At 59.7% G+C, this 13,293-nt stretch carries 9 protein-coding genes; 5 read left to right on the plus strand and 4 right to left on the minus strand.

Annotated features, from left to right (window positions below; all coding sequences use genetic code 11):
* Complete coding sequence (locus tag AC05K6_RS00980; protein ID WP_476727507.1) at nucleotides 1–1,257, plus strand: DoxX family protein; 1,257 nt, start codon at nucleotides 1–3, stop codon at nucleotides 1,255–1,257.
* Between the two features lie 26 nt (nucleotides 1,258–1,283).
* Here AC05K6_RS00980 and AC05K6_RS00985 read toward each other — a convergent pair whose 3' ends face one another.
* The 4 genes from AC05K6_RS00985 to AC05K6_RS01000 all read right to left on the minus strand — a co-directional run bounded on the left by AC05K6_RS00985 (nucleotide 1,284) and on the right by AC05K6_RS01000 (nucleotide 8,147).
* Nucleotides 1,284–3,737 carry an ATP-binding cassette domain-containing protein gene (locus tag AC05K6_RS00985; RefSeq protein WP_476727720.1) on the minus strand — a complete coding sequence of 818 codons (2,454 nt, stop codon included), beginning with the start codon at nucleotides 3,735–3,737 and terminating at the stop codon, nucleotides 1,284–1,286.
* A gap of 105 nt (nucleotides 3,738–3,842) precedes the next feature.
* Nucleotides 3,843–5,690 (minus strand): dihydroxy-acid dehydratase, encoded by a 1,848-nt coding sequence (gene ilvD, locus AC05K6_RS00990; protein WP_476727508.1) that lies wholly within the window; start codon nucleotides 5,688–5,690, stop codon nucleotides 3,843–3,845.
* A 95-nt stretch (nucleotides 5,691–5,785) separates the two neighbouring features.
* A complete protein-coding gene (locus AC05K6_RS00995) occupies nucleotides 5,786–6,367 on the minus strand; it encodes a PH domain-containing protein (RefSeq protein WP_476727509.1) in 582 nt (193 codons plus the stop codon).
* A gap of 13 nt (nucleotides 6,368–6,380) precedes the next feature.
* Nucleotides 6,381–8,147, minus strand: a complete 1,767-nt coding sequence (locus tag AC05K6_RS01000; RefSeq protein ID WP_476727510.1) for a mechanosensitive ion channel family protein — start codon at nucleotides 8,145–8,147, stop codon at nucleotides 6,381–6,383.
* Between the two features lie 512 nt (nucleotides 8,148–8,659).
* Here AC05K6_RS01000 and AC05K6_RS01005 point away from each other — a divergent pair.
* From AC05K6_RS01005 to AC05K6_RS01020, 4 genes are all read left to right on the plus strand, one after another.
* Nucleotides 8,660–10,522 (plus strand): acetolactate synthase large subunit, encoded by a 1,863-nt coding sequence (locus AC05K6_RS01005; protein WP_476727511.1) that lies wholly within the window; start codon nucleotides 8,660–8,662, stop codon nucleotides 10,520–10,522.
* Nucleotides 10,522–11,040, plus strand: a complete 519-nt coding sequence (gene ilvN, locus AC05K6_RS01010) for an acetolactate synthase small subunit (protein WP_293789880.1) — start codon at nucleotides 10,522–10,524, stop codon at nucleotides 11,038–11,040. Before AC05K6_RS01005 ends, ilvN begins: the two co-directional genes overlap by 1 nt.
* A gap of 156 nt (nucleotides 11,041–11,196) precedes the next feature.
* Nucleotides 11,197–12,213, plus strand: a complete 1,017-nt coding sequence (gene ilvC / locus AC05K6_RS01015) for a ketol-acid reductoisomerase (protein ID WP_476727512.1) — start codon at nucleotides 11,197–11,199, stop codon at nucleotides 12,211–12,213.
* A 97-nt stretch (nucleotides 12,214–12,310) separates the two neighbouring features.
* A complete protein-coding gene (locus AC05K6_RS01020; protein WP_293789884.1) occupies nucleotides 12,311–13,276 on the plus strand; it encodes a cation diffusion facilitator family transporter in 966 nt (321 codons plus the stop codon).
* The last annotated feature ends 17 nt before the right edge of the window (nucleotides 13,277–13,293 follow it).

Below are 13,293 nucleotides of genomic sequence, written 5' to 3' on the forward strand. Positions count from 1 at the left end.
GTGAATAACAACGCGAAGCCAAACAACCCTAGGCCCACTAGTCCAGATGACGATCTGGCGGATGACATGCACAATGACATCGACGTGCCGGTCTACCGTCGTGAAGCGAATGAGCCCGCCGCTGAGGAGCCTGCTGCAGACGAGCCCTCAGCCGGTTCGACGAAAATTGAGAAGCCGAGCGAAGTTGAGGACGAACCCGGAGCTGAGGCTGCGCCAGCTCCAGAATCAGCCGCGGAAGGTAAGCCTAAACCCGCGAAGCGGGATATCTACGCCTTGGCTGGTCGCGCCCGGCCCCAGCGAATTGAGAGCAGGGCAGCGGAACCTGCTCCCGCTGAGTCTAAGGATTCTGACGTAGATCTGACTAACCTTGACGCTCCCACCAAATCCACCGCAGCCGGCACAGCTGGCGCGGCAAGCGCCACTGGCGCCGCTAGTACGACTGCGGAGGATCGCTGGGACAAGATCGATGATTCCGACGTTGCGCAGTATCCAGATTCGGGAGCTAGCAACCAGTCCTTGCCTGAGGAGAAGCGCCCACTAGAGGCCGGCGTCGCACCCGAGGAAACGGAGAGATCCGCAGTTGCTGCGCCTGAGACCGCAGCTGCTCCAGAGAGCACTACTGCGCCTGAGACTGTTGTGGCGCCCGCAGCCGTTGGGGCACCGGCAGCGGCTGGAGCGCAGAACACCGCAGAGACAGGTGACACTGTGGGGACGCCCACGGAAGACGCTTCTGCAACCGCGAAGCGCGGAACCACAAGCTTTGGCCTCTTCGTGCTGCGGGCAGCGTTAGGCGCATACCTGCTAGTTCGTGGACTGCAGACGCTATTCTCCTTCGGCGGAGACCCCGGCGTGGATGTCTTCCAGACCCAGCTGGAGAACTACAACTTCGCGGACATCCTGGCTATCGGCATCCCAGTAGCGCAGGTTGTAGCCGGTGGACTGCTGCTGCTTGGTCTACTCACACCGTTCGGTGCGGCGATGGCCACAGTGGTTGCAGGTTTCATGGCGTTCCACAACCTCAACAACTTCCAAGGATCCCTCTGGCCATATGGAATGAGCCCTTATATCCAGCTATGGGTCGTTCTGACAGTGGTTTCGATCAGCCTTATTTTCGTCGGCCCTGGCCGTATCAGTCTTGATCGCAGCCGAGGATGGGCAACTCGTCCACTAGCCTCGGCGTGGATCTTCTTCGTGGTTGCAGTGGCGGCGACTGCTGGTCTCTGGCTCGCAGTCGGCGGAGGTAACCCGTTCAACTAGGGAACGTTCTTCTGTCGTCGTAGCATTCAACTGCGCTCGGCCAGTATCCGCCCCGTCGCGGTGTCCGTTTGGGCCACTGCGGCGGGGCTTCCATCTGCCACAACTTGCCCTCCGCGCGTGCCTGCACCTGGTCCCATTTCAATCACTCGGTCTGCCTGGGCGACAACGCGCATGTCGTGTTCCACAATCACCACCGTGTTCCCGTTGTCGACTAAGCGCTGCATCTCTGCCACCAGGAGGTCTACGTCCGCGGGGTGCAATCCAGTGGTCGGTTCGTCCATGAGATACACGGTGTGCCCACGCTGCGCACGCTGCAGCTCGGTCGCCAGCTTGATCCGTTGAGCTTCGCCACCGGATAGCTCCGTCGCCGGCTGGCCGAGCCGCAAATAATCCAAACCCACAGCAGATAGCGCTTGCAAAGCGCGAGCGATCGGCTCTTCGTTCGCGAAAACGTCTTTGGCTTCGGCGACCGTCAGCCCCAGTACATCCGCGATCGTCCTCCCGTTCCACGTCACTTCGAGTGTCTCCGCGTTGTATCGTGCACCGTGGCAGTCTGGACAAGGAGCATAGCTGCCGGGCAGGAAGACCAACTCGATCTCGATCTGCCCTTCGCCGCTGCAAGTCGGGCACCTCCCTTGGATGACATTGTAGGAGAATCGGGAGACGGTCCACCCGCGCTGCTTCGCCTCGCGGGTCTGGGAGAACAATTTCCGAACGCGGTCGAATAGCCCGGTATAGGTTGCAAGGCAAGAGCGAGGAGTCCTGCCGATGGGCTTCTGAGAGATTTGTACTAGCCGGTCGACACTATGGCTTTCACCGCCGCTGTTCTTCTCCTTCGATTCCACGTCTCCATCGTTCACGGCTGTCTTGACTTGTTCGCGTAGAGTACTGGCGAGAACCTGGAGGAGGGTGGATTTGCCGGAACCGGATACGCCCGTGAAAGCGGTGAACGTGCCGAGGCCGATAGTTACGGTGAGATTGTCCAGGGTGCGCTGGTTGATGTCCCGGAGTACCAGCGCCCCGGAAGGGGTGCGAGCCTTAGAGTCGCTGGTCAGCTCCAAAGGCCCGGCGGAGAGTGCTCGTCCGGTGGGGCAATCCATCTCGGCCAGTCCGCGCTGTCCCGTTGTAGGACTGACGGGGCCGGAGTAGAGCACCTCGCCGCCGAGTTCGCCCGCGCCAGGACCGACGTCGACAACCCAGTCGGCTTCTGCAACTAGGTGCATATCGTGCTCGACGAGAAGGACACTGTTGCCCGCGTCCAGGAACCTGCGGATAAGTTTCGACACTGCGCGACGTTCTTCGGGGTGCAGCCCCGCAGAGGGCTCATCCAGTACATAGGCCACGCCGAAGAGTCCCGAGCGCAATTGAGACGCCAATCGGAGTCGCTGCAGCTCGCCCGCTGACAGCGTCGCCGTCGCTCGATCCAGGCTGAGATGTCCGATCCCCAAATCCACCACCGACTGTAATGTGGGAATTGCCTGATCCAGCAGGATCCTCTCGGCTTCAGCGGCTGCGCCGTTGGGGGATTCGGATGTGTTTGGGAGGTCGGCTCGACGCTCTATGAAATGCTCTACCACCTCCTCTAAAGGAAGTGCTCCGAGGCTATCGATGGGGTAGTCGAGATAGTTAACGGAAAGCGCCTCGGTATTTAGCCGACGCCCTTTGCATGTGCCGCAGCGTGACGAGCGCATAAACGATAGCACCCGCCGGCGCGTGGAATCGGATCCTGTTTCGGCCAATGTCTTCCGCAGATAGGAGGCCACCGAACGCCAGGTTCCTTCATATGTTCGCTGAATCTGATCCGCCCCGCGATGTGGATGGATTGTTACGACGGGGCGCTCATCGGTGAAGAGAATCCAATCTCGGTCGGAACGCGGAATGTCACGCCAGGGAATATCCATCGGGAATCCAAGTTCCGCCACGATATCGTGGAAGTTCTTACCCAACCAGGCACCCGGCCAGGCTGCGATGGCGCCCTCGTCGATGCTGAGCGACGGATCCGGAACCATCGATTCCTCCGTCGGCTCATGCACCACTCCAGTGCCTTGGCACTCCGGACACATACCGACCGTGGTATTAGGAGAGAAGCAATCAGAATCCAGCCGGCCACGGCGCTTCCGCAACGTCGACGGATACTCCCCGCATCGGGAGTACAGCAGACGGATCGTATTCGACAGGTTCGATACCGTTCCTACCGTCGAGCGCGCCCCTCCCGCGGATGCGCCTTGTTGTAAAGCGACCGTCGGTGGTAGCCCCTCCACGGAACCGACCCGCGGGTCCACGGCTCCACCGATCAACCTCCGTGCGAACGGTGCGACCGACTCCAGATACCGGCGTTGTGCCTCCCCATGCAGCGTTCCAAACGCAAGTGAAGATTTCCCCGATCCAGAAACACCCGTCACTGCCACAAGCGCATTGCGCGGAAGCTCAACGTTCTGATGTTTGAGATTTCGCAGATGCGCGTCGCGGACGCGGATCATGCCATCCGTGCTGCCACCATCTGTTGTGTTGTGTGCGGGGGACTGGGAGGTGGAATTTTGCATGCTTGCCAGTCTACGGACGGTGCAATGGCTGCCGGCAGGGCACTACCTGACTTCGCGGACGGCTCCGCGGTCTGCGGAAGTTGCCATGGCGGCATACGCGCGCAGTGCCTTGGTGACCTTTCGCTGGCGGGTGGTGGGGGTCCAGGGCTTGTCGGAGGCCTCCATCTCGGCACGGCGCTGCTCGATCTCAGCATCGGAGATGTTCAACTCGAGGCGACGTTCGTGGACGTCGATCGTGATGGGATCGCCATCGCGGACCAGACCGATCAGTCCGCCGTGCGCAGCCTCGGGGGAGATGTGGCCGACGGACAGGCCAGACGTACCACCGGAGAAGCGTCCGTCGGTGATCAGTGCACATTCCTTGCCCAGGCCAGCGCCCTTGAGGAACGCAGTCGGGTGCAGCATCTCTTGCATTCCCGGCCCACCGGCAGGCCCCTCATAGCGGACGACTACCACGTGTCCGGGCTTGACCTTCTTGTCCAGGATCACACGTACGGCTTCTTCTTGAGATTCAACAACCAGCGCGGTGCCTTCAAAGTGCCAGATTGACGGGTCAACACCCGCGGACTTGATCACAGCACCGTCTTCGGCGAGGTTGCCGCGCAGGATAACCAATCCGCCGTCCGTGGTGTATGCGTGCTCTACATCGCGGATGACGCCACCTTCTGCGTCGGTATCCAGGCTGGACCAACGGTTCTCTGTGCTGAATGGCTCGGTAGTGCGGACCCCACCGGGGGCAGCATGGAACAACTCGATGGCTTCTTCTGTGGCGGCGCCAGAGCGGATATCCCAGGCCAGCAGCCACTCCTTCAGCGTGGCGGAGTGGACGGAGTGGACGCCTTCGTTCAGTTTGCCGGCGCGATAGAGCTCGCCCAGAATGGCGGGGATTCCGCCTCCGCGGTGGACGTCCTCCATGTGGTAATCGGAGTTCGGGGAAACTTTCGACAGGCAGGGAACCTCGCGGGAAAGCTGGTCGATGGAGTGGAGGTCGAAATCAACCTCGCCCTCCTGGGCAGCTGCCAAGATGTGCAGCACAGTGTTCGAAGATCCGCCCATTGCCATGTCCAGTGCCATGGCGTTTTCAAACGCTTCGCGAGTCGCAATGTTGCGCGGCAGGACGGAGGCGTCACCTTCGCCGTAGTAGCGGCGGCAGAGTTCGACGATGGTCGTGCCAGCCTTGGTGAACAGGTCACGGCGCTTGGCGTGGGTAGCCAGTGTGGAACCATTGCCCGGTAGCGAAAGCCCCAGTGCCTCGGTCAGGCAGTTCATCGAGTTGGCAGTGAACATGCCGGAGCAGGATCCACACGTCGGACAGGCGGCTGACTCAACTTCCAACAGAGACTGCGCATCAACCTCGTCAGAAGCAGAGGCCGAGATGGCGGTAATGAGGTCCGTCGGAGCTTGCACGACGCCATCGACAGCCACCGCCTTGCCTGCTTCCATCGGCCCACCGGAAACGAAAACCACCGGGATGTTCAGACGCATGGCAGCGTTCAGCATGCCGGGTGTGATCTTGTCGCAGTTGGAGATGCAAACTAACGCATCGGCTGCGTGGCCGTTGACCATGTACTCCACGGCATCAGAAATCACTTCGCGGCTTGGCAGCGAATAGAGCATGCCCGCGTGCCCCATGGCAATGCCATCGTCTACGGCAATGGTGTTGAACTCGCGGGGCACACCGCCTGCCTCGCGGATGGCGTCGGCGACGATTTCGCCAACGTCTTTCAGGTGCACGTGCCCCGGGACAAATTGTGTATAAGAGTTCGCGATGGCGATGATGGGCTTCTCGAAGTCCTTGTCTGTCATGCCTGTGGCACGCCATAGGGCGCGAGCGCCTGCGGCGTTACGGCCTTGGGTGGTGACGGTGGATCTCAAGGGGATGGCATTCATGCTGTTCTCGGTTCTCGTCTTCGTCGTTGAAGGTCTGTTCTGTTTTTAGCAGTTTTCGACTGGCCACCGTGCGCAACTGCTGATTTTGGTTTGCGCTATTCGCTAGTTTCAGTGTTGCGCTCGGCGTTTCCCCGCTCGGCGTTTCCTTGCTTGGAGCTGCCTTCCGGTACTTCAGCTTCTGTTTCCACTCCCGCTTCGCGGCGGCGCTGCTTTTCGTACTCCTTGTACTCGTCCTTGTCCATGAGAACGGCGTATCCGTCCTTGTTGACCACCTGAACCTTGTCCTCCGTCGCTTCGCGTGCTGGGGTGACAGGGTCGGGGATACGTCCGCCACTTACCTTGTGTAGGTCGATAAGGGAGTTGAAAGTAATGCCGGGAAGCCAGAAGCTATTTTCCTGCTTGTCCACTGTGTAGGCGCGTCCGGCTCGGTTAAAGCGCAGCGCCCGGAAGTCTTCCCACTGCATGGTTTTGCCTGCGCGGAAGAGGTAGCGCGTGGTGATGGCTTTGTCGGTGACGGTGGTGCGCACTCGCAAAGTCCACAGAATAAACACTAGCGGCACCAGTGGAACCCAGAAAAACCAGGCGACCTTATAGCCCGTGAAAAGTAGGCAGATCAGGAACATGACGATCCCGCCGAGGATGTGTTCACGGCTGGGGTGGAAAACCTTCGAGCTCATGTATGTCATTTAATCAGCCGCGGGCGGTGTCGGTCGCATTGGGCTCGTTCTGCGCATTAGGGTTTTGCGTTGCGCTTTGCCCGCCATTAGCAGGTGCACTCGTGCGCGCCTGTCCGTTTTGTCTATTGGGATTACCAGCGGATGTTTCGGCGGTGCTTCCGGAGGAGCCGCCGTCTACACTTTGACTGTTTCCGCCTGCTTCGGAGTTGTTTTCGTTGGCATTGCCGTCTGTCACATTGCGGTCTGTCACGCTGCTGTCCGCGACATTTCCGTCCGTGGCATTGCTTTCTGTTGCGTTATCGGCGGTTGCGCTCTCGCCCGTTGCATCGGAGTCGGACGTCTCATTTGCCTTTGGATCCACTGTCGATTCGCTCTTGGGTTGGCGATCGCGCCAATAATCCGGGGAAAGCCATCCGGTGTCGCCACCCTCCGGGTTGGACGACGCCAAGGCCAACCCGCCGACCAGAAGCAGGGCCAAGATCAGACCCGTCGTTGATGGGCGGGTACGGCCTCCGATGCTCATTAGCCTCTTGAACTTCGACTGGTACTCGGTGTTGCGCCAAATGCCCTCGAAGTCGGCCGACTCTTCGTCGCCTGTCTTATCATCGGTTGCCTCGGCGGCAATGTCCGCATCATGTGCGCTGCCTTTAGCGGCTGTATCAGCGACTGTTCCGTCCGAGGTGACCTGGCCAGCGTGTGCGCCTCGCGTACGGCCAAGGGTACCGTCGCTATCAAGCGGCTTGACTCCCGGACCGTCGTCCTTCGAAGCGGGATGAAGCGGGTTATTAACTGTGGATTGAGTAGATCCTTGCTCTGCCTTAGCCGCGTCGCTTGCGGCGGCGTGGGAGTGCTGAGCGGGCAAGACTTCCGTTGGAGCCAGCGCGTGCTCTGCCGCTACGGCCTTACGGGGGTCGGTGGAGGGAGCTTCAGCACCGCCGAGGAACGCCCGTGGCATGTCGTAGCGATCCCAGAACACGTTGACCAGCGCCGACCGCAGAACACGTTCCACTGCCCATTGGCGCGCTGGGTTCACAACGACCATCACACGAAAGTTCACCTGCCACGGCTGCCCAGCAGCGGTGGGGGCGACAATATCCGTGGCGGGCAAAACTTCTAATTCGCCCGTCACGTCGTCGGCAATCGATTCGTCTTCCAAAGCGCGACCTGCAGTCGTTTCGACGCGTTGCGTTAGCTTCGACATGGACTCACCCGGCTGCAGAGGAACGGCCAGGTCGACCACCGCGCGCGACCAGTCTTGGGAGTAATTGGTAATTACACCGGCTGAGCCGTTGGGAATGGTTACGACCTCGCCGGAAGCCGTGCGAACCTTTGTGGCACGCAATGTCAGCCCGACGACGGTGCCGGAAATGTTGCTGGATGTTCCGTCGAAGGCGACGAAGTCGCCCACACCGAATTGACGCTCGGAGATGATGAAGAAGCCTGCGAGGAAATCGCCAATCACGTTCTGTGCACCGAAACCAATAGCAGCCGACACCACCGTTGCTGGCAGTGCGGCGCCCATTGCGGGTACGCCGAGATTGGTTAGCCCGAGCATGATGATTGCGAAATACGCAATTGCCTGCAATACGTAGACCAGTGCGCCGACGAGAGCTAGGCGCGACTTGGTGGCCTCTTCGCCCTCGTCAAATCGACTGCTAACAATGCGAATCGCCAAACGACCCAAGCGCGGGATCAAAATTGCGATAATTATTAATGCGCTCAAAGGAATGCCGTGAACGACTAGCCATTCCCAGAGTTGGAAAGCATAGAACTTCAACATGGTATTCCACCGTAGTCAGGGAACCTGTTGGGAAGCTGGCAGTCGTCGGCAAAAGGCCGGTTTTTGGCTTGAGATCGGCCGGCCGCGTGGCGCCGGGAAACACAGGTCGGGGGCGGTTTAAGAGTGTTCAATATATGAGATCCGGGCGCCATACTTTGAGAAACATGTGGTCAAACGCTTGACTGTCTTGCTGGAAAGCGCTATATTTAGAGCCATGAAATCCACGCAACTAGTACGAGTACTCATTATCGAGGGGCGCCACTAGCTTCCTCGTCGAGCTCGACACGGCGCCCCCGACAACCGACTCACAGGGTCGGCTGCTTGGGGGCTTTTGTTGTTTGTTGTGTGGAGGACATACATCCAAACCGAACAAGCGATTCCACACCGAAGATTTTCGGCTTTTCGCTTCCTAGAGGCGGTAGGCGACCCAGAGTTGCGCCAACCGTTCCGGGAGCTAAGGGCAAAGAATTGAAGGCAGGACGGACTCAAGGACTCAAGGAGCGAAGGAAAACGTGACACACACATCACGCTCGCAACCCAGCCCCGCCACCTTGGCGAAGCACCCCCGCGGCAAGCAGCCGGAGCGAATTAACGGCGCACAGGCCGTGGTGCGCTCGCTAGAAGAGCTAGGCGCCGACGTAGTATTCGGCCTGCCTGGCGGCGCCGTGCTGCCGCTCTACGAGGCTCTTTACGACTCCGAAAAGCTGAACCACATCCTCGTTCGCCACGAGCAGGGTGCTGGCCACGCTGCCACCGGCTACGCGCAGGCTACCGGCCGGGTGGGCGTGTGCATCGCAACGTCCGGACCGGGTGCGACGAACCTGGTGACCCCCATCGCTGACGCCAACATGGACTCTGTTCCCCTGGTTGCGATCACTGGCCAGGTGGGTAAGGGGCTGCTGGGTACTGACGCCTTCCAGGAGGCAGACATTCGCGGCGTCACCATGCCGATCACCAAGCACAACTTCATGGTGACTCGCCCGGAGGACATCCCCGGCGCCATCGCGGAGGCCTTCCATGTAGCCTCCACTGGCCGCCCGGGTGCGGTGTTGGTGGATATCCCAAAGGATGTGCAGAATGCAGAATTAGCTTTCAGCTGGCCACCGACGTATGAGCTGCCTGGCTACCGGCCAGTCACCAGCCCGCACCCGCGGCAGATCGAGGAAGCTGTGCGGATGATCAGCGCTGCAAAGCGCCCGACGCTGTACATCGGCGGTGGCGTCATTAAGGCAGAGGCTCACGCGGAGCTGCTGGAATTTGCAGAGGCGAACGACATCCCAGTCGTCACGACTCTTATGGCACTGGGTAGCTTCCCGGCCTCGCACTCGCTGTACATGGGCATGCCGGGCATGCACGGAAGTGTTCCGGCGGTGGCAGCGCTGCAGCGTTCCGACCTGCTGATCACCATCGGCGCCCGCTTCGACGATCGCGTCACCGGTCACGTGGAGAGTTTCGCGCCCGATGCGAAAGTCATCCACGCCGACATCGACCCGGCAGAGATCGGCAAGATCCGCGAAGCTAATGTCCCGATTGTCGGAGACGCTAGGGAAGTACTTGCAGCTCTCCATCAGGCGATGCGTAACTTGGACCTGAAGAAGCCCGCTACCGCGGGCTGGCTGAACTACCTGCGCAAGCTGAAGCAGGACTTCCCCCGCGGCTATGATGAGCAGCCCAATGGCAAGCTCGCTCCGCAGTATGTTATCGAAACGCTGTCGAAGACCGTCGGGCCGGAAGCTATTTATGTTGCCGGCGTGGGGCAGCACCAGATGTGGGCTGCGCAGTTCGTCGACTACGAGAATCCTCGCACCTGGCTGAACTCCGGTGGTCTCGGCACAATGGGCTACTCCGTGCCCGCGGCCATGGGTGCGAAGGCCGGCAAGCCAGATACCTCCGTTTGGGCCATCGACGGTGATGGCTGCTTCCAGATGACCAACCAAGAGCTCGTTACCTGCGCGGTGGAGAAACTGCCCATCAAGGTTGCTCTTATAAACAACGGAAACCTCGGCATGGTGCGTCAGTGGCAGACGCTGTTCTACGACCAGCACTACTCCCACACCAACCTGAAGCCGGGGGAGACGTACCTGCCGGACTTCCTCATGCTGGCGGAGTCTATGGGCTGCGCGGCATTCCGCGTCACGAAGCCAGAAGACGTGGAGCCGACCATCCGTAAGGCGGAGGAAATCAACGACCGCCCGGTCGTCATCGACTTCATCGTTGGCGAGGACGCGCAGGTGTGGCCAATGGTCGCCGCCGGCACGTCCAACGAAGAAATCCAGTACGCACGCAACCTGCGACCGTTGTTCGACGAGGAATCCTCGGCGGCGGAAGAGCCCGCGGAGATCCACGAGATCACCCAGGAAGGTGAGGAAGACTAATGAGCACGAGTAAGGAACAGGTCCACACTCTGTCCGTCCTGTGTGAGGATGTTGACGGTATCGTCTCGCGAATCTCCGGCATGTTCACCCGCCGTGCGTTCAGCATCATCTCGATCAGCTCGGGGCGCACGGAAGTGGAGGGCATCAACCGCATCACCATCATTGTCGAAGGTGAGGATCATGTGGTCGAGCAGATCACGAAGCAACTGAACAAGCTGATCCCCGTCATTAAGGTCACCCGTCATGATCCGGAGGCAATCGTCTCCCGCGGCTTGATGATGGTGAAGGTTTCCGCAGATAACTCGAACCGCACCCAGGTTGTGGAGTCCGCCAAGCTATTCCGTGCCCATGTCGTGGACGTCGGCCCGGAGTCGGTCATCATTGAGTGCACCGGTACGCCGTCGAAGTTGCGGGCTTTGCTGGATGTTCTGGAACCGTTCGGCATTCGCGAGTTGGTTGAAGCCTCACCGACTGCGATTAGCCGTGGCCCTCGTGCCATGTATCCGGCGAATCTTTAGGTTCTTTGGTGACGCCTTCAGCTTGCAGCCGGGTGGGCGTCACTACCTACGAAAGAGGGCAAGAAGCCAACAGAGTTCACTATGTGGACGCAAAAGTCTCACTAAATGAAATAAAGTCTGCTATAAATGTAGATAGTCAACGAAAGGATGCTCCCCATGGCAATTGATGTTTTGTACGACGACGACGCTGATCTGTCGATCATCCAGGGTCGCAAGGTAGCCATCATCGGCTACGGCTCCCAGGGTCACGCACACGCGCAGAACCTGCGTGAGTCTGGCGTGGAGGTTGTTATCGGCCTACGTGAGGGCTCCAAGTCCCGTGCAAAGGCGGAAGAGGCTGGCTTCACTGTGAAGACCAACGCAGAGGCTGCAAAGTGGGCCGACGTGATCATGCTGCTGGCTCCGGACACCTCCCAGGCGAAGATCTTCACCGAGGACATCGAGCCGAACCTGAACGACGGTGATGCACTGTTCTTCGGGCACGGCCTGAATATTCACTTCAAGCTGATCGAACCGGCTGAGAACATCATCATCGGTATGGTTGCGCCGAAGGGTCCGGGCCACCTGGTTCGCCGCCAGTTCGTCGACGGCAAGGGCGTTCCGTGCCTGATCGCCGTTGAGCAGGACCCGAAGAACAACGGCCGCGACCTGGCGCTGTCCTACGCTGCTGCTATCGGCGGTGCGCGCGCCGGCGTGATCCCAACGACCTTCGAGGCTGAGACCGTTACCGACCTGTTCGGTGAGCAGGCCGTTCTGTGTGGTGGCACCGAAGAACTGATCAAGACCGGTTTCGAAGTTCTGGTCGAGGCTGGCTACGAGCCGGAGATGGCCTACTTCGAGTGCCTGCACGAGATGAAGCTGATCGTGGATCTGATGTTCGAGGGCGGCATCGGCAACATGAACTACTCCGTGTCTGACACGGCAGAGTTCGGTGGCTACCTGTCTGGCCCGCGTGTGATCGACGCGGACACCAAGAAGCGCATGAAGGACATTCTGTCCGACATTCAGGACGGAACTTTCACTAAGCGCCTGGTTGCCAACGTTGAGGGCGGCAACAAGGAGCTGGAGGAGCTGCGTGCTTCCTACAATGATCACCAGATCGAGCAGACTGGCGCTAAGCTTCGCGACCTGATGAGCTGGGTTAAGGTCGACGCTCGCGCCGAGACTGCGTAGAACAGCCTGTCCAAAGAGGATTCCCTAAAAGCTGCGCGCTCCCAGTCCCCATTTTCAATAAGTTGTCAATAAGGTTGAAGTTGCTTAAAGTGAGGGCATGAACGCTCCAACAAGTGCAGCTCAACAACAACCACAGAACCGTGGTGGTGTCGATGAACACCGCCACGGTTCTGCGCATTCGCACTATGTTCCGACGAATTCTCCGCTGCGCGCTTTGCTTATCGTTCTCGGAGTCACTGGCACAGTCTTCTTTGCAGAGTTGATTGGTGGCCTGATTACCGGCTCCGTCGCGCTGCTCGCCGATGCTATGCACATGCTGTCGGACGCTGCCGGGCTGATTATTGCCGTCGTAGCCATTTTCATCGGCCGTCGAGCTGCTACAGTGCAGGCGACATTCGGCTATCGACGGGTAGAAGTGGTCGCCGCACTCGTTAATGCGGTGACTGTGTTGGGGATTTCAATCTGGATTGTGGTTGAGGCGTTCCAGCGGCTCCACCAGCCGGTTGAGATTATGGCCGGTCCGATGATGATTATCGCCGTGATCGGTCTTCTGGCCAACGCGATCTCCGCGTGGGTTTTGAATCGCCAACGGGATCACTCTGTCAATGTGCAAGGTGCATTCCTGCATGTGTTGGCGGACATGTTGGGATCCGTCGCGGTGCTTGTGGCTGGCGGTGTGATTATCGTGACCGGCTGGCAATATGCCGACGTTATTGCTTCGCTGGTAATCGCTGCGCTGGTACTGCCGCGGGCTTGGCAGCTGATGATGCAGGCCCTACGCATTTTGCTCGAGCAAGCTCCTCCGGGGTATCAACCCGCTGAGATCGACGCTTTGCTGCGGCAGGTCGACAACGTGCTGGACGTGCACGACCTGCACTTGTGGTCGCTGGATGGCACAAGCGCTCTAGCCTCAGTGCACCTTGTGGTTCCGGACGGCTGTGACCCAGCTTCGGTGCTGTGCGCGGCACAGCAGGAATTACAGGAGTGGGGGATTGCGCACGCCACCATTCAGGTGGAGCGTGCCGCACACGCAGGCCATGAGGGGCCGCAAAATGTCTGCTAAGGGCTCGGAAAACTGTT

Source organism: Corynebacterium sp. TUM25020 (assembly GCF_056388495.1).

What these genes read in the sequence shown, in the direction of transcription:
- ilvN (WP_293789880.1), top strand. Translation starts at nt 10,522, where the DNA reads ATGAGCACGAGTAAGGAACAGGTCCACACTCTGTCCGTCCTGTGTGAG.
- AC05K6_RS00985 (WP_476727720.1), bottom strand. Translation starts at nt 3,737, where the DNA reads ATGATCCGCGTCCGCGACGCGCATCTGCGAAATCTCAAACATCAGAAC.
- AC05K6_RS01020 (WP_293789884.1), top strand. Translation starts at nt 12,311, where the DNA reads ATGAACGCTCCAACAAGTGCAGCTCAACAACAACCACAGAACCGTGGT.
- ilvD (WP_476727508.1), bottom strand. Translation starts at nt 5,690, where the DNA reads ATGAATGCCATCCCCTTGAGATCCACCGTCACCACCCAAGGCCGTAAC.
- AC05K6_RS00995 (WP_476727509.1), bottom strand. Translation starts at nt 6,367, where the DNA reads ATGAGCTCGAAGGTTTTCCACCCCAGCCGTGAACACATCCTCGGCGGG.
- AC05K6_RS01000 (WP_476727510.1), bottom strand. Translation starts at nt 8,147, where the DNA reads ATGTTGAAGTTCTATGCTTTCCAACTCTGGGAATGGCTAGTCGTTCAC.
- ilvC (WP_476727512.1), top strand. Translation starts at nt 11,197, where the DNA reads ATGGCAATTGATGTTTTGTACGACGACGACGCTGATCTGTCGATCATC.